This is a genomic window from Marinobacter nitratireducens, assembly GCF_000708045.1.
Lineage (GTDB): Bacteria > Pseudomonadota > Gammaproteobacteria > Pseudomonadales > Oleiphilaceae > Marinobacter > Marinobacter nitratireducens.
The window spans coordinates 218,330-234,967 of the sequence record NZ_ANIE01000005.1 but is presented as its reverse complement, the minus strand read 5'-3'; the positions used below and the strand labels follow the sequence as shown (position 1 = coordinate 234,967).

The following is a 16,638-nucleotide window of genomic DNA, read 5'->3' as shown; positions in this document are numbered from 1 at the left end:
GGTCGTTTCACGTGACGAAAGGTTCGGAAGCAAGCCCATGTCAAATACGTCTCTTGAAAAGAGCAAAATCCGGATCCTGCTGCTGGAAGGTGTTCATCAATCTGCGGTTGATACGCTGAATGCGGCAGGCTATACCAACATTGAGTACCTCACTCACTCACTGGCCGAGGAAGACCTGATCGAGAAGATTGCCGACGCACACTTCGTCGGTATCCGGTCCCGTACCCAGTTGACCGAGAAGGTATTTGAATCCGCCAGGAAGCTGGTGGCTGTGGGCTGCTTCTGTATCGGTACCAATCAGGTAGATCTGAAGGCAGCTACTCGCCGCGGTATCGCTGTATTCAACGCGCCCTTCTCCAACACCCGTTCCGTTGCGGAACTGGTGCTGGCACAGGCCATCCTGCTGCTGCGTGGCATTCCTGAGAAGAACGCCAAGGCGCACCGGGGCGAGTGGATCAAGTCCGCCAAGGACAGCTACGAAATCCGTGGCAAGAAGCTTGGCATTATCGGGTATGGCAACATCGGCACCCAGTTCAGCGTGCTTGCCGAAGCCCTGGGCATGGAAGTCTATTTCTACGACGTAGTCTCCAAGCTGCCGATTGGTAACGCCACACAGGTCGGCACCATGCAGGAACTGCTGAACATGGCAGACGTAGTTTCCCTGCACGTTCCGGAAACGCCTGCCACCAAGTACATGTTCAAGGCAGAGCAGTTCGCCCAAATGAAGCCGGGCAGCATTCTGATGAACGCCTCCCGTGGCACGGTTGTCGATATTGACGCCCTCGCCGAAGCGCTGGGTTCTGGCAAGTTGCTGGGCGCTGCTGTGGACGTATTCCCGGTCGAGCCCAAGTCCAACAACGAAGAGTTCGTCTCTCCGCTGCGTGAGTTCGACAACTGCATCCTGACGCCGCACATCGGCGGCTCCACCATGGAAGCGCAGGAAAACATCGGTCGTGAAGTCGCCGAAAAGCTGGCCATGTACAGTGATAACGGCACCTCGGTCTCTTCCGTGAACTTCCCGGAAGTAGCACTGCCTTCGCACCCGAACCAGCACCGACTGCTGCACATCCACGAGAACGTGCCGGGCGTAATGTCCGAAATCAACCAGGTGTTCTCAGAGAATGGCATCAACGTGTGTGGCCAGTATCTGCAAACCAAGGAAGATATCGGCTACGTGGTGGTTGATGTCGACAAGGCCTATGGCGAACTGGCGCTGGAGAAGCTGCTCCAGGTCAAGGGCACCATTCGTTGCCGCGTACTGTTCTGAGGCGACGGGCAGACACAAAAAAGCCAGGACCCCGGTCCTGGCTTTTTTAATTCCTGTGTCGCTTACTCGGGCACCCTCAATAGACGGTTCGGAGAACCAGACTCAATGTCAGACAGGACGTTGGTCGTGGCCAGCCCGGACAGACCAGCGTCTACGGCTTCCGGCGACAGAGACGGGTTTGCCCCGAGAAGCAAAGCCGCAGCACCGGCAACGTGGGGAGAGGCCATCGAGGTACCACTGATCGTGTTGGTATCTGTGTCGTCCCCTATCCAGGCACCGGTAATCTCCGAACCCGGCGCAAACAGATCCAGGCATGCGCCATAGTTGGAAAATGAAGACCGGTCATCCGCCCTTGTTGTACTCCCAACCGTGATTGCAGCCGGCACGCGATTGGGCGACCCGTTACAGGCATCCTGGTCTGAATTCCCGGCAGCCACCACAAATGCAACACCCTCCGCAATGGCACCCTCAACGGCGTCATCCAGAGCGCTGGAATTGCCGCCGCCCAACGACATATTTGCCACCGCCGGTGCAGCATGATTGGCCGCTACCCAGTCAACACCAGCGATCACATCAGCGTTGCTTCCTGCTCCACTGCAATTCAGTACTCGCACCGGAACCACAGACGCGGACTTGGCTATCCCGTAGGTCGTCCCAACCGCTGTGCTCGCGACATGAGTACCATGACCATTGCAGTCGTCAGTGTCGGCCGGATCAACGTCTCCGCCACCAAAGAGTCCCGGCAGCAGGCCTCCCAGAAGCCCAGAACCGGAACCGGCAAAATTCCTGCCCGGCCCAACTCGCCCCGAAAACTCGACATGACTGGAACGAAGCCCGGTATCGATGACATACACCGTGACTCCGGCCCCGGCCTGATTCGGATAATCGTAGGAGGAATCCAGTGGCAGGAATGCCTGGTCTGAGCGATCCAACCCCCAGGTTGCGTTCGCCTGTTGAGCGCTCGTGCCCAGAACCCGGTCTGGCTCAACAGCCAGGACCCCCGGCAAAGCTGACAGCATCAATGCTTGCTGATCAGTCAAAGAGACTGCGGCACCAGTCATGGCAGTCTTGTACAAGTGAATAATGCCACCACCGCCTACACCTTGCAGCAAAGCCTCCACCGAATTCCGAAGTCCAGAAACACCGATCATTGCAGGCAGGTTTTCGCTCAAGGTCACGATATAGCGACCCGCGATAACATCGCCGGGCTGCAGCGCGGATTCCTGGACGGATGTGGTGTCAGATTCCGACAGACCATCGAACAGGCCAGCCTGCACTGAGAGGGGCGACAGAAGGCAGGCACTTAAGCAGCTCGCAATAAGCGTTTTTGTTTTCACGTTTTCTGCTCCTTTTGGCTTCAGGGTTGAAGAGTGTTGAATGAAGCCTCAATGAACAACGTGTAGACAGGTAAAAAGTTTCGCACGAACCCAACGATTTTCATGCATAACGGGCCAACAATGACATTTACTCCCGATTTTGCACCCTCACCTTGCCAACGGGAGTATTTCATCCATTGTAGTAACGTGTAGATCTGAACCAGAGACAGGCAACAATCACCAGGAGGAGCGTTTATATGTCGTTGAAAGATTCGCTACTGAACAAGCTGCAAACCCAGACCGAACACTGGAGCAAGCAGATCGAACAGCTCCGGGCCGAGGCCGATCAGAAGATTGCAAAAGCCAAGGACGATCAGGCCGAGGCCGAAATTGAAAAAGAGTTCTCTGAGAAAATCCAGTCTCTCGAGGACCAGGTCGAGACGGCCCGAACCAAACTGGGCGAATTGAGGACATCAGGGGAAGACCAGCTCGACGACCTGAAAAAACGTATCGAGGAGTGGTTGCCCAGTAATACGAACTGAGGCAGGGATGCCCCGTTCTCAAACGGAGTAATCGAGCCATAAAAAACGCCGGGGGCTTGCCCGGCGTTTTTTTATGGCAGCGATATCCAGAATTACTGCATTGGTACCAGAGTCAGCTCAACACGACGGTTCTGCTCCCGCCCGGCGGCCGTGTCGTTGGAAGCGATGGGGTACCGCTCGCCGTAACCAACCGCACGAGTACGGTTTGCCTGGATTCCCTGGTTAAGAAGGAAATCCCGCACTGAACCGGCACGCTTCTCACTCAGCAACTGGTTATAGCTCTGGGAGCCGGAGCTGTCAGTGTGCCCTTCAATCTGGATGATGGTCTTGTCGTATTCGGCAAGTACCAGGCCAACGGATTCCAGAGTGCCAGTGAACGACGGTTTGATAGATGCCTGGTTCAGGTCGAAAGTGATATTGCCGGGCATGACCAGCTCGATCTGGTCGCCGTTACGGACCACACGCACACCGGTGCCCTCTAGCTTGCGACGCAACTCGGCTTCCTGCTTGTCCATGTAGTAGCCGATACCACCACCGATCGCTGCACCACTGGCGGCACCGATCAGGGCGCCCTTACCGCGGTCACTTTTACTGGACGTCGCAGCACCGATAGCCGCACCGCCGAGGGCACCAATAATACTACCGGTGGTAGCATTGGAGGTTTTCTCCTCCCCGGTGTACGGATCATAAGTCATACAGCCGCCGAGGGTTACGGTAGCCATGGTGAGCGCAAGAATAGTCTTTTTCACAGCATTCTCCTGTGCCGATTGTTAACAGACGCTCCGTTTTCCGGGGAGCTGACTGCTGCATTCATGAACGTGTCAATAATGGTATTGAATACCGTCGATTGTAAATCCTGTGCTTCATTCACCAAATGATGGCGCCCATCAGGAATGCGCACTTCCTCCACCGAGGCAAACTTGTTCCGGATAATCCGGAGGTTGTGTTGCCAGTCAACAGTCTGGTCTTTTTCTCCCTGGACCACCGTTACCGGAAAATCCACTGGCCGCGCAGACTCGATATGGGGGACCCATTTTCTCAAGGCACTTACCCAGTCCACATGAACCGCCCTCGCCTGGAGAGGATCATGGTCCCTCAGGAACCGCAAAAACCGGGTATTACCACTGTTTGCACCAAATACCCGACGCCAGCGGGTGATGAATGGTTTCATAACACTATGTAATATTTTCGCGCCAAGCCATCCCGCTGGTCTTACCAGTGGTGCCAGAAGCACCACGTTACGGAAGTCTGATGTCGCCTGCGAATGCTGATGCGACAGCAGGTAATCAATCAGTATAGCGCCACCCGTACTCTGACCTACCGCAAACCAGGGGCCCCTCACTTTGCCCTGGACCTGGGCCAGCACTTCCGTCAGTACATCCTGATATTCCAGGAAACTACCAATTGCAGCCGGCGTTCCGCTGGACAGACCATGCCCCGGCTGATCATAGGCCAGCACATCGAAGCCAGCCCCCAGGCATTTCTCGATCAACTGACTGTAAAGCCCAACATGATCAAAATAACCATGAAAAATAAACACCGTCCCCCGTGTGCCGGCACTTTCCGGAAGGCGGTAGTAATGCACCATCACCTGATGCCCCGAAGCATCGACGTAGCCCTGATGGTACGACACCTCCGGATGCTCCACCCAGAGATCCAGTCCATAGAACCGGCAATAGCCAATCATCTCACTACCAAGATCATCGGAGCGGCCGGGGTCAAAGCGTTCCAGCCTTTCCAGCAGCGAATGCCTGTCCCAATCGGGTATTTCTATGGTATCTGTTTTCCAGTACACGTAGAGTTAAACGCCTGTCATGATTGATTTATAAGTTGATGGGTCTCCAATCCTAACCCATCACGTAGGGAGAACACAGATGCTGCAACACCTTCTGGAAGCCGGTCTTCGGCAGACCATGACGCGCCTCGTGCGACCAATGCTCAGCCCGTCCATACCGGTATCACTCCAGAGAACCCTGATCGCCCAAGCCTACCGCAGCTCCGTTCCCCCGAAGGCAACCCGGTTTTCCAGCGACTCGCTGGCCGGCGTTCCCGTTACCCGATGCCAGAATGGTAAGAGTACCCGGGGCGTTATCCTTTACCTTCACGGTGGAGGATACATCATCGGTTCCAGCACGACCCACCGGGGGCTGACCGGGCACCTGGCCAAAGCCTCCGGTTGCGAAATCATTACACCGGATTATCGCCTGGCACCGGAACACCCGTTCCCCGCAGCACTCGAAGACGCTGAAGCGGTTTACTGTGCCCTGCTGGCCGAGGGACACAGTCCGAAGCACATTGCTGTTGCCGGTGATTCCGCAGGGGGAGGCCTTACGATAGCTTTGGCGATGAAGTTGAGAGACAGTGGTCAGGAACTGCCATCGAGCCTTACCGTATTCTCTCCGTGGGTAGATCTCACCCAGTCCAACCTTTACAAGCCCGAGCGAGAGCCCGTCCTGCAGGCCAGATGGACAGAAAAGGCAGCCCGGCTGTACGCTGCCGACAATGCCCTGACAACGCCGTACATTTCGCCTGTCTATGGTGACCTGGCAAAGCTACCACCCTTGTTGATACAGGTTGGAAGCGAAGAGATTCTGCTCAATGATGCAGAGCGTCTGGCCCAGACCGCGAACCGGGACGACGTGGACGTTCGCCTGGAAGTGTACAACAGCCTGTGGCACGTTTTTCAGGTTCACGCCGGCCAACTCGAACGATCAACATCTGCACTAGAGGCGGCCGGGACTCACATCAAATCTCGTCTGACAGACTGATTTCCCCACGCAACAGCGCCTCCTTTCTGGAACGTGGCCACTGTTTGACCCGCCACTCCAATCTGGAGGCCTGTCGACGATCCCCTGCCGCCGTCTGGAATTCCAGCGTCAGGGGGCCCTTGCCTCGGAGGCTTCGGGCACCCTTCGGCGCACCAGCCTGATGCTCACTGAAACGCCGTGCCACATCCGTGCTTATACCGGTGTAGAGAGCGCCCTGCGCCGTCCTTACGATATAGAGATACCAGTCAGCCGCCACTAACCACGACCTCCTGCCGGCGTCGCACTTTTTTCTGCTGCAACCAGAGCCCGCCCATAATCAGAATCAGACCCACATACGTTGAAGCCAGAATCTGCTCGCCGAGAATAAAGTAGATAAACACCAGGGACAGGAACGGCGATATGAAAATCAGGTTACTGACCTTTGACGTGTTCTCGGCTTTTTTCATGGCGTAGGACCACAGAACAAAGGCAACCCCCATTTCGAACACACCGACATAAACCGCTGCGCCAAAGGCGGTTCCCGAGCCCACTTCAAGGCCTTCGGTCCACCAACAGATCAGGGCAATAACTGGCAGGCCAAACAGGAAATTCAGAAACAGCCCAACCACAGGATCCCGGGTATCCCGCGTCGCAATGATCCAGTAGGACGCCCAGATGACGGTGCTGCCAAGGGCCAGGCCGACACCGAGAGGATCGGAAAAACTCAGGGAGGTGACAGCTCCGCGGGTTGCAATCACCACCACACCGGCATAACAGATCAGCCCCGCGAGAATGTCCAGTTTGCGCAGACGCTGCCCGAGAAAGGGCACCGACAGGTAGGCCAGGACCAGCGCCCAGGTGTAGTTGAGGGGCTGAGCCTCCTGGGCCGGCAAACGATCAAATGCCCCGAACAGCACGAAATAGTACAAACAGGGATTGATCAGCCCCATACCGAACGACTGGGCGTATTGCCCACGGCTCAACTGGAACACCATGGACCACCGACCCTGCACCATCAGTATGGCCGCCATGACAACAACCGAGGAGACAACCGCAATCAGCAGCATCTGCACCGGGGCAAGCTCCCGCAATGCCAGCTTGAAGGCCGTGGCAACCGTTGACCAAAGCAGGACGGTGGCGAGGCCAAACAGCATCGCCTGCTTCTGGTTGGACATCAGGACACTCCTTGAACGACATAAGGGGTGAATCCGATACCCTCTGCGGCAAGTACCCGGGCTCCCCGAGCGGTCAGGTCAGTGACAAACCGGAACTGATCCCGTGGCTCGAGTGGATACGCTTTAACCCTGTAACGCATCCCCCAGGGCTCGTTGGCGGCAACAACGGATACCGGCATCCAGGTTCGGGTCATTGGGCAAGTGAACGCGACATCCCGAAGTAGGCTCAGCACAGCGCTGACGTCATGACCCGGCTTCAGATGAAACTCCGCCACACACATCAGGTTATCGGTGCCGTCGTTGCCATTGGAGATCAGCGCATTCCAGAGCCTGCTGTGGGGGATGATGACAATCGAATCGTCCGGCGTGAGAATTTCCGCCGTTCGGGCACCTATCGAGCGCACCTCGCCATACTGGCCATCGACCTCAATCCAGTCACCGGGCCGATACGGCATCTCATACAGGGTAACAATGCCCGCAATCAGGCTATTCGCGTAGTCTTTCAGTGCAAAGCCGATGGCCAGCCCCAAGGCACCGAAGATGGCCACCATATTCTCGAACGTTGGCTCAATCAGGATTGGCACGACGATAACGATGGTCACCACGATGATCAGCAAACGCAGCAACGGCACGAGTGCAAGCAGGTAGAGCCGGGGCTTTCCACCCACCTTTCCCGCCAGTTTCGGAAACACTTTCTGAATCGCAACGATAATGGCCGAAGCGACCACCACCACCAGCAGAGCGTTAAGAATCGCCCCGGACGTTATCGAGGCAAACGCTTCCTTCAGGCCCAGATCACCCATGGCGAACTCCTTCAGAAACCATCAACGGGAAACCCCCAGCTCTGCAGATGACGCCGCACCGTCAGATACCCCAGGGCGGTCACGTGCCAGGTCGGCGCGGACTCAGATCTGACCACAATATCGGCCCGCGAAAGTCGCGCCAGGATATGCACAACCTCATGCTCCCAGAGCCCGGTAACCAGCGTAAGTGAGTTCTCATCCAGGCCATCATGCAGCAGCAGCGCATGCAGAACAAAACCGAGGGAGCGCCCCTGGCTCTGGGGCATAATCGGAAAGCTCAGTTGCTCCAGCGGCGCCACCCAGCAATGGGGACCGTTTCCTTCTCTCGAAGCCTCTTCTTTCTGATCCGCGTCATCTTCTGGCCTCGCCCTGAGCGATCGTTGCCAGATCGCCAGCGCGACCCCGTGAATACCTCGTGACGTAGCCGCAAGGTCTCTCAGAAAGGCGCTGTGTTTCTGCTTTTGCCCGTCCTTGCCATCATCAAGCGGCAACACATACTGACCGTCATGGGTCATTCGCGCGGTCAACACCATGTCGCCAGACTGACAGGCTAACCCCTCAAGCCAACGACCAAGACTCGTCGCATCCAGGGGCGCTGGGCAGCGGGGGGAGAGATACATATCCGGGCAATAGCTCTGCCAGAACTGCCAACACCAGCTGGAACAGCCGACAATGCCCTGCCCTGCCTCTCCCGCCGATATCCGCCTCAACAATTCCCGGACCAAGGCCAGACCGGACGTATGCCGCAGCCAGAAATCCGCCAGCTCCGGAATCACCCAAGGCTGTGAAAGGTCCTGCTTGTCCCACCACTGGCGAGCCCGAGCATCGTCCATCAACAGTGAATCCGGCGGAGCCAGCACCCGCCATTCACAATCGTCGTTGTCGCGGGTACCTGAAACGATCGGCACCCGGACAAGCGCCTCACGAAAACCGGAAAACGGGGGCGCCACAAGAAACGCGACCGATCTCGGATCCGATGATTCGGATTTACTGGCGTCCAGGTCTGTCAGAATGCTTTCGGAAAGTGTGGAATAGTCGGGCTCCGGAGCAAGACGCTGACGCCGGGAGGGAGACAACAGCGGCAGATCATCAAGGCTCCGAAAGGGCTCCTCTTCCACCGAGATACCGGCTCTCAGTTGATCGAGAAGATGCCTTACACCACCCTTCATGGAACGGCGAACGGAAGTCTCAGGCAGTTTCCATTGATCCGGCGCGATCAGCCCGCCGGGTAGGATCGACGGTTCGATAGCGGGCTTCTGTGATTCAGTCAAACACTATGCTCCTGCGGTCCATGAACCAGGCTGGCTATTCGGAGACAAGCCAATCCAGCCGATGAGACAGGTTCAGGCAGTCATGGCCGGACACCTCATCCAACATGGAGAACAATCTCTCACCCAAGCCCCAAGGCGGGTTGACGACCAGCATACCAGAGCCGGTCATGCCCCGCTCCGGAGGCTGCTTGAGATGGACCTCACTGCGCAATACCTTGACGATTCCCGACTCCCGAACGGCCGATAATAGCGCCTGCTCGAGCCCGCTCGTCAGTATCGGATACCAGACAAGATAGACGCCATGACGGCACTTTCGCCATGCCTTGTGCAGGGTTTCGGCCACAGCGACATAATCAGATTTGATTTCGTAGGATGGATCGATCAGCGTCAACAACCGGGGCTGACTCGGCGGGAGCTGTTTCAACAGCCCCCGCAGTCCATCCCCCTTGACCGCTCGAACGCCCGCACCCGTTGCCCAATCCGCCAGCTGCTCCCCCTCGGAAGGGTGCAGCTCAAACGTGGTCAGGGAATCCACAGGCCGCAGGAAATGCCTGAACCAGGCCGGCGAGCCCGGGTAAACCCTGAGACGGTCGCGGCCGGCATTCAATTCATTCAGCAATGTCAGAAGTGGCTTCCAGTCCTCACAGGCCAGCTCCGGCCTCCTGGCCAACAGAGCTTGAATACCACGGTCGGACTCCCCGGTCTTTCGCGCCCGGTCACTCTCAAGATCATAGACGGCACTGCCAGCATGCGTATCAAAACAGGCTATGCCCGACGCCTTGGCCTGCATCATCGACAGGGACAGTGTCAGCGTCGTATGTTTCTGGACATCGGCAAAGTTGCCGGCGTGGAAGGCGTGTAGATAACTCAGCATGATCAGGCTCCCGGTTTCCGGGGGCCATTAAGCCCGACACTGCCCTGTTCGTGCAAGTGGGGGCGGCTTCCTGTTTCACGGACCTTCGCAGCGACTGCCAGGCCGAGAAGATATGTCTGGGTGAGCCAGCCAGGTGCACAACCGATCCACTCATGGCCATTCCTCCATTGATATAAGTGGGACCTGGATAGAACTTAGCATTCCACCGCATTTTTGCAAATGGTTCTCATTGTTATTTATGATCAGCATCGGCTGGCCCCTGCAATTTGAAAGCCCCCTTGCTTTGCATGGAATTAGCCAACATAATCGTAACGATAATACGTCCTATTACGGATCAACATTGGAAACGGAGCGCATAATGAAAGCCATGTTCCGCCCAGCCCCGCTGGCGCTGACGATTGCAGCTGTAGCAACAACCGGTTGCGCAAACACCCCCTGGTCTTCCGACAATTCTGAACCTGCAACCAAGGCCTCTGTCGTAGAACATTACGCGGATCTCGCGCATGCAAACTACGAAGATGCGCTAATCACCGCCAAGGCACTGGATGAAGCAACCGATCGCCTGATCGCCAACCCCAGTGAAGCAAACCTACTGGCGGCCAAAAAGGCTTGGCTGGCTGCCCGCGTTCCTTACCAGCAAACAGAAGTTTTTCGCTTCGGCAACACGGTGGTGGATGACTGGGAAGGACAACTGAACGCATGGCCCCTCGACGAGGGCCTGATCGACTACGTGAAAGCCGACGATTATCAGTACGAGCTTGGTAACGCCGGTGCGACCGCAAACATTGTTGCCAGCAACCGCATCAACATCGGCGGTGAAACCCTGGACGTCACCACCCTAACCCCGGACCTCTTAGCGGACCTGAACGAAATCGGTGGCTCCGAAGCGAACGTTGCAACCGGCTACCATGCCGCCGAATTCCTGCTCTGGGGCCAGGACCTGCACGGTTTCGAGAGTGGTGCTGGTGAGCGCCCGGCAACGGACTATGGCCAAGGCGCCGACTGCACCAACGGAAACTGTGACCGTCGAGCACAATATCTGGATGCGGTCACCGACCTGCTTGTTTCGGATCTCGAGTGGATGGTAGACCAATGGGCTCCGGGTCAGAGCGGCAACTACCGCGCCAAGCTGACCTCGGCCGATGCCAACGAAGCTGTTCAGAAAATGCTGTTTGGCATGGGCTCGCTGTCTCTGGGCGAGCTGGCGGGCGAGCGCATGAAAGTTGCATTGGAAGCCAATTCCTATGAGGACGAACACGATTGCTTCAGCGACAACACCCACAACTCCCATTACTACAATGGCCAGGGCATCCAGAATGTCTACACCGGCACATACCAGCGTGTTGACGGCAGTGAAGTAAGCGGGCCGTCCCTGTCCGATCTGGTCGCGCAAGTCGATCCGGAACTGGATGTTCGCCTCAATGCCCAACTTGTCGCCTCAATGCAAGCTCTGGGCTTGATGAAGGACAAGGCCGAGGCCAGCAAGAATCCGATGCCTTTTGATATGATGATCGCACCGGGCAATGCTGAAGGCGCAACCATCGTTAATGGCGCCATTATGGCTCTGGTTGAACAGACCGGCTCCATCGAACAGGCCGCCCGCGAACTGGGTATCGAGGCTCTGTCTCCGGACGACGCTGGCCACTCTTTCTGAGGCGAAATGAAATCAATTACCTTTCTGGGTGCCCTGGCGATTGCCAGCGCACCCGTTTTTGCAAAGACCCACGCGGGTTATCCCGTCCAGACCACCCCTGCAACTGGCGGCGACGGAACGGTCGAACAGGCGGATACCAATGCCTACTCCCTCCCCCAGGGCAACCTGTCCATGACCAAACGTCTGGACTTCAGCGTCGGCAACAGCTTTTTCCGTAACCCATGGGTTGAAGCGCCGGCCAGTACCGATGCCAGGGACGGCCTTGGCCCGCTGTTCAACACAAATTCCTGCCAGGGTTGTCACATCAAGGATGGCCGGGGACACCCGCCGGGCGTCGATGAACCACCGGTTTCCCTGTTCCTGCGCCTTGCCGTGCCGGCAGATCCCGAAAAGGACGCCGACCTGCTCAAGAAGCACGGTTTCAAGCCAGCGCCCGTGTATGGCAGCCAACTACAGACAGCAGCGTTACCGGCTGCAAAACCCGAAGCAGACATGATTCTGACCTGGGAGCCGATCACAGAAACCCTGGCCGATGGTACCGAGATTTCCCTGCGCAAGCCCCAATATCGAATCGAGAACCCGAACTACGGGCCGCTGCCCGAGGATCTTCTGATCTCTCCTCGCGTTGCCCCCCAGATGATCGGCATGGGTCTGCTGGAAGCGATCGACATCAAAGACATTAGGGCCATCGCGGATCCCGAAGACCATAATGGCGACGGCATCTCCGGAAAGCTCAACCTGGTCTGGGATCTGGCCAGTAATCAAACCGTGCCTGGGCGATTTGGCTGGAAAGCCGCAGAGCCCAACGTTCGCCAGCAAAGTATGGGTGCCTTCGCCGGTGACATGGGGCTGACCTCAACGCTTAAGTCTGCCACTGACTGCACCGCTGAGCAGGAGTGCGACCGTTTCACCAATGGCGGCTCGCCAGAGGTCAGTGACAAGGTGTCCAACTTCGTCACTTTCTATGCCAAGAGCCTCGCCGTGCCAGCCCGTCGGAACATGGACTCAACCTCGGTTCAGCACGGCGCCCGTCTGTTCAATGAATTGGGCTGTGCAGGGTGCCACACCCCGCGCCATAAAACCGGAACATCCGAGGGCCGTCCGGACCTGAGCAACCAGACCATCTGGCCCTATACCGATCTCCTGCTGCACGATATGGGCCCGGCCCTGGCGGACGGACGCGACGAATTTCTGGCCAATGGTAATGAATGGCGCACGCCGCCCCTGTGGGGAATCGGTATGGCACAGATCGTTAATCCCAAGTCCGGTTTCCTGCACGACGGCCGTGCCCGTACGCTGGAAGAAGCCGTCCTCTGGCATGGCGGTGAAGCCCAGCCAGCGGCGGACAGGTACCGCGCCATGAGCACGACCGAGCGCAAAGCGCTGGTCGAATTTCTGGAATCACTCTGAGGGAGAGTCATGCGCAAATTCACGAAGCTGATCGGCGCCGCAACACTGGCACTGGCATCTGCCGCTGTCGGCGCGAATACAGACCTCGACATTGATCGCCAGGCAAGAAACCTCTGGCACGACGCGATTCTTGCAGGTTACCAGTCACTCGCCACCAATGCTGCCGATTTCTCGAGGGCGGCACAGAACTACTGCGAATCACCCGACCAGGCATCCCGCCGCAACGCAGAACAAGCCTGGCGGAGGGCGTTTCTCGCCTGGCAGAAGGTCCGCTTTGTTGACTTTGGCCCGGTCGAGAACAACAACCTTGCCTGGCAGTTCCAGTTCTGGCCGGACCCGAAGAACCTGATTGCCAAGAAAGCCCGATACCTGGTGAAGTCAGAGGATGGCGTTACACAAGAACTGGTGGCGCAATCTGGTGTCGCCGTCCAGGGCTTCCCGATGGCCGAATACCTGCTGTACGACAAGCAGATGAACGCCTCGGACAAGGCGCTTCCGGCAACCAACACCTGTGAGCTTCTGGTTGCGGTGGCAGATCACATCGCCGCAAACAGCGACACGCTTTCATCGGAATGGCAATCACTTCGTGAGCACTTCCTGGATACCGATCAGTACAGCGACGCCACCATAAAGGCAGGGATGGCGGGCCTCGAAATCCTCGAAGAGCGTCGTCTGGCTCAACCCATGGGCATGCGAGGTAATGGCAAGCGCTCGAAATACGACGCCGACGCATGGCGCAGCGGCTCAAGCTTGATGGCCGTCGAGGCCTCACTTAATGGCCTACGGACGTATTTCCTGCCCGGGCTGTCCCTGCTCCTCGATAACAGTGACAAACCGGCATTATCACAGTCAATCAAGCGCCAGTTTGATGAGGTTCTGGAGCACTTCCCGGAGATGCGAGCGCCCATGGAAGTCATGCTACAGGACGATTCCTTCGCCCAACTGCAGGGGCTTTACGTGGATGTCTCGCAATTGGTCGTGCTGGTAACCGACCAGGCAGCGGTTGAGCTCGGTGTGGCCCGGGGATTCAACTCAAGCGATGGCGATTGAGCGAGCGAGAACCCATGAGTGACCAGTATCCCGATTTAAGCAGACGGGCGCTTCTGAAAGCCGGCGCTGCAACGTCCGTTGCAGCTACCCTGACAGGGTGCAGCCTATTGCCGAACATGAATTCAGGACACCCGGAACAGTACACCGCAGCCGTTGCCCTGCCGGATGGCACGTTTGCCGTTGAGGCCATCAATCGTTCCGGCCAGCCGGTCTGGCAATCCCCTGTCGAAACCCGGTGTCACAGCGGCTGCAACCGTCCCGGAGGCAAGCAGGTCGTATTCTTCGAGCGCAGGCCTGGCTGGTCTTTCTGTGTCTTTGATCGAACCTCTGGCCGCAGGCAAGCCCGAGTCCAGGCCGCTCAGGGCGAGCATTTTGTCGGCCACGGCATATTCTCACCGGACGGGCGCTGGCTCTACGCAACAGCCAGCCGTTATGAACAGGGTGAAGGCATCATCGCGGTCTACGATGCCGAAAACGAGTTCAAGCGGTCGAACACATATGAACTGGCCGGAATCGGACCCCATGAGCTGACAATCCACCCGGATGGAGAAACACTGATCATCGGCCTCGGTGGCATTCTCACTCACCCGGATTACGACCGCATCAAACTGAATCTGGACACCATGCAGCCGGCTCTGGTTCTGATGAACAGGCGCACCGGCTCCATCGTCGGCCGGTTCAAACCGTCTCACCATCAGCAAAGCACCCGGCATGTGAGCGTGAATCGCGACGGACGGATTTATGCCGCGTACCAATATCAGGGCCCCCTCTATGAGAACCCGCCCCTTCTAGCTCGCCTGCAAGACGGCAAACTGCGGGAAATCCGTTTCGACGATGCAACCCAGAAAGGGCTCGGCAACTACATTTCCAGTGTGGCGGCACACCCGGAGAATGATCTGGTTGCAGCCGCATCACCGGTGGGCGGCACAGCGGTGATCTTCGAAGGAAGCACGGGGAAACTGATTTCCAGTACAGCCATCCCTGACTGCGCCGGCGTCCACGCCCTGAAAGGCGGTGATTTTATGCTGTCATCGGGTCGCGGACAGCTCGTGCGGTTCGGCGCAAAAGACACGCCTGAAGAGTTGGCCCAATTGCCGGTCCAATGGGACCACCATCTGGTGTAGCCCGGCCCCTGCACCCTTAAGTAACACTGGAGCAGCTGTTATCCTTGGCGCTCAAATCAGTGGAGGGTTGGAACTTGCCGGATAACCGTGGGGACACCATCGATCAGCTATACAGCCTCGTCGCCAACGAGGAGGACGCCCGGGTCTGCAAGGACATTCCTGAGGAAGCCTGCCGGGAAGTGCCTCGCAATTTCTTCCTGATTCTGGCCAGCAATGTTCTTACCAAGCTAGGCGACCTTCTGATCAGCCCGAAAACGGTTCTCGCCTGGCTGATGAGCGCCGTGGGGGCACCAGCCCTTGTTGCCTGGCTGGTACCGATTCGCGAATCCGGCTCCATGGTGCCGCAAATGGTCATTGCGGCCTGGGTCAGGCGCAAAGCCGTTCGCAAGTGGTTCTGGACTCTCGGCAGCGTTGGCCAGGCCACCAGTGTGGTCGCGATGGCGGCAAGTGTCAGGTTCCTTGAGGGGTATGCGGCCGGTAGTGGAATTATCATCGCGCTGATCGCCTTCTCCCTGGCACGAGGATTCTGCTCCGTGGCGATGAAAGACGTTCAGGGCAAATGCATTCCTAAAACGCGGCGCGGTCGGCTGTCCGGTCTGGCAACGACCATCGGCGGCACACTGACCGTGATCATGACCGCTCTCCTGTTTTGGGACAGGGGAGACCCGGGACTTGAGTTTTATACCGTACTTCTGCTTCTTGCGGGTGGACTCTGGATCATTGCCGGCCTGTTGTTCGCGGGTGTGCAGGAGTTCGAAGGTGAAACCGGTGGCGGCAGCAATGCGCTGAGCCAGGCTTTCCACAGCCTGTCCCTGTTAAAGAACGACGCGCCCTTCCGACACTTCGTGATTACCCGCGCCCTGCTTCTGTGCTCCGCCCTCGCATCGCCCTATTTCGTGGTTTTGGCCCAGAAGGCGTCCGATGTGGGTTGGATGCTCGGCGTGTTCCTCCTCGCCAGCAGCCTGGCCAGTTCCCTCAGCGCCAGCTTCTGGGGATGGATGGCCGATGCCTCAAGCCGGAGCGTCATGATCCGGGGCGCGGCCATGGCCAGCGGGGTCTGTCTGGTCGTCGGAATAATCGCCCTGATATGGGGAACCGACGCCGGTGGTACCTGGTTCTACCCGATCGCTTTCTTTGTGTTGGGCATCGCCCATGCCGGCGTCCGGTTGGGCCGGAAAACCTATCTGGTGGATATGGCCGGCGGCAACAAGCGAACGGACTACACCGCCGTCAGCAACACCGTGATCGGCATCCTGTTACTCGTGGTCGGCGGCCTCACCGCCTGGCTATCCACCCTCTCCGAAATTTTCGTTATCCTGGTGCTCGGACTGATGGGGGCAATGGGCATGGTGAGTGCCGTTCGTTTGAGGGAGGTCACTACAGACGAATAGGCCCCAAATGCCAC

General features: G+C 57.7%; 16 protein-coding genes. 8 read left to right on the top strand and 8 right to left on the bottom strand.

Annotation, left to right across the window (positions count from 1 at the left end):
• Positions 1 to 37: 37 nt before the first annotated feature.
• The gene (serA, locus tag D777_RS08210) at positions 38 to 1,267 is read left to right on the top strand and encodes a phosphoglycerate dehydrogenase (RefSeq protein WP_036130460.1); all 1,230 of its coding nucleotides are present in this window, start codon (positions 38 to 40) and stop codon (positions 1,265 to 1,267) included.
• Between the two features lie 62 nt (positions 1,268 to 1,329).
• Here the strand turns inward: serA and D777_RS08205 are convergent, their stop codons facing one another.
• Positions 1,330 to 2,604 carry a S8 family peptidase gene (locus D777_RS08205; RefSeq protein ID WP_227501713.1) on the bottom strand — a complete coding sequence of 425 codons (1,275 nt, stop codon included), beginning with the start codon at positions 2,602 to 2,604 and terminating at the stop codon, positions 1,330 to 1,332.
• A gap of 236 nt (positions 2,605 to 2,840) precedes the next feature.
• On the opposite strand from D777_RS08205, the gene D777_RS08200 reads away from it, so the two are divergent.
• A complete protein-coding gene (locus D777_RS08200) occupies positions 2,841 to 3,125 on the top strand; it encodes a sll1863 family stress response protein (protein WP_036130457.1) in 285 nt (94 codons plus the stop codon).
• A 92-nt stretch (positions 3,126 to 3,217) separates the two neighbouring features.
• On the opposite strand, the gene D777_RS08195 is transcribed toward D777_RS08200, so the two are convergent.
• Positions 3,218 to 3,874, bottom strand: coding sequence for an OmpA family protein (locus D777_RS08195; RefSeq protein ID WP_036130454.1), 657 nt, complete (start codon positions 3,872 to 3,874; stop codon positions 3,218 to 3,220).
• Positions 3,871 to 4,920 (bottom strand): alpha/beta hydrolase, encoded by a 1,050-nt coding sequence (locus D777_RS08190; RefSeq protein WP_036130450.1) that lies wholly within the window; start codon positions 4,918 to 4,920, stop codon positions 3,871 to 3,873. The genes D777_RS08195 and D777_RS08190 overlap by 4 nt, the downstream gene beginning before the upstream one ends.
• Positions 4,921 to 4,999: 79 nt before the next feature.
• Here D777_RS08190 and D777_RS08185 point away from each other — a divergent pair, with 79 nt between their 5' ends.
• Entirely contained in the window at positions 5,000 to 5,893 is an 894-nt protein-coding gene (locus tag D777_RS08185; protein ID WP_036130447.1) for an alpha/beta hydrolase, read from the top strand.
• Here the strand turns inward: D777_RS08185 and D777_RS08180 are convergent.
• The 5 genes from D777_RS08180 to D777_RS08160 are packed head-to-tail and all read right to left on the bottom strand — an operon-like array spanning position 5,871 to position 9,995.
• Positions 5,871 to 6,149, bottom strand: a complete 279-nt coding sequence (locus D777_RS08180; RefSeq protein WP_036130444.1) for a GIY-YIG nuclease family protein — start codon at positions 6,147 to 6,149, stop codon at positions 5,871 to 5,873. The two genes, D777_RS08185 and D777_RS08180, sit on opposite strands and share 23 nt — an antisense overlap.
• Positions 6,139 to 7,047: a DMT family transporter gene (locus D777_RS08175; RefSeq protein WP_036130441.1), complete on the bottom strand. Its 909-nt coding sequence runs from the start codon at positions 7,045 to 7,047 to the stop codon at positions 6,139 to 6,141. Before D777_RS08175 ends, D777_RS08180 begins: the two co-directional genes overlap by 11 nt.
• Complete coding sequence (locus tag D777_RS08170) at positions 7,047 to 7,850, bottom strand: mechanosensitive ion channel family protein (RefSeq protein ID WP_036130440.1); 804 nt, start codon at positions 7,848 to 7,850, stop codon at positions 7,047 to 7,049. The genes D777_RS08175 and D777_RS08170 overlap by 1 nt, the downstream gene beginning before the upstream one ends.
• A gap of 11 nt (positions 7,851 to 7,861) precedes the next feature.
• Positions 7,862 to 9,121 (bottom strand): hypothetical protein, encoded by a 1,260-nt coding sequence (locus tag D777_RS08165; RefSeq protein WP_036130437.1) that lies wholly within the window; start codon positions 9,119 to 9,121, stop codon positions 7,862 to 7,864.
• Positions 9,122 to 9,155: 34 nt separating this feature from the next.
• The gene (locus D777_RS08160; RefSeq protein ID WP_036130432.1) at positions 9,156 to 9,995 is read right to left on the bottom strand and encodes a 23S rRNA (adenine(2030)-N(6))-methyltransferase RlmJ; all 840 of its coding nucleotides are present in this window, start codon (positions 9,993 to 9,995) and stop codon (positions 9,156 to 9,158) included.
• A gap of 358 nt (positions 9,996 to 10,353) precedes the next feature.
• Between D777_RS08160 and D777_RS08155 the strand changes: the two genes are divergently transcribed.
• The 5 genes from D777_RS08155 (at position 10,354) to D777_RS08135 (ending at position 16,624) form a co-directional block, all read left to right on the top strand.
• Positions 10,354 to 11,649, top strand: a complete 1,296-nt coding sequence (locus D777_RS08155) for an imelysin family protein (RefSeq protein ID WP_201443353.1) — start codon at positions 10,354 to 10,356, stop codon at positions 11,647 to 11,649.
• A gap of 6 nt (positions 11,650 to 11,655) precedes the next feature.
• Positions 11,656 to 13,059: a di-heme oxidoreductase family protein gene (locus D777_RS08150; RefSeq protein ID WP_036130429.1), complete on the top strand. Its 1,404-nt coding sequence runs from the start codon at positions 11,656 to 11,658 to the stop codon at positions 13,057 to 13,059.
• Positions 13,060 to 13,068: 9 nt separating this feature from the next.
• Positions 13,069 to 14,109, top strand: a complete 1,041-nt coding sequence (locus tag D777_RS08145) for an imelysin family protein (protein WP_036130426.1) — start codon at positions 13,069 to 13,071, stop codon at positions 14,107 to 14,109.
• A 14-nt stretch (positions 14,110 to 14,123) separates the two neighbouring features.
• Entirely contained in the window at positions 14,124 to 15,233 is a 1,110-nt protein-coding gene (locus D777_RS08140; protein ID WP_036130424.1) for a DUF1513 domain-containing protein, read from the top strand.
• A 74-nt stretch (positions 15,234 to 15,307) separates the two neighbouring features.
• Entirely contained in the window at positions 15,308 to 16,624 is a 1,317-nt protein-coding gene (locus D777_RS08135) for a hypothetical protein (protein ID WP_036131228.1), read from the top strand.
• Positions 16,625 to 16,638 lie beyond the last annotated feature (14 nt).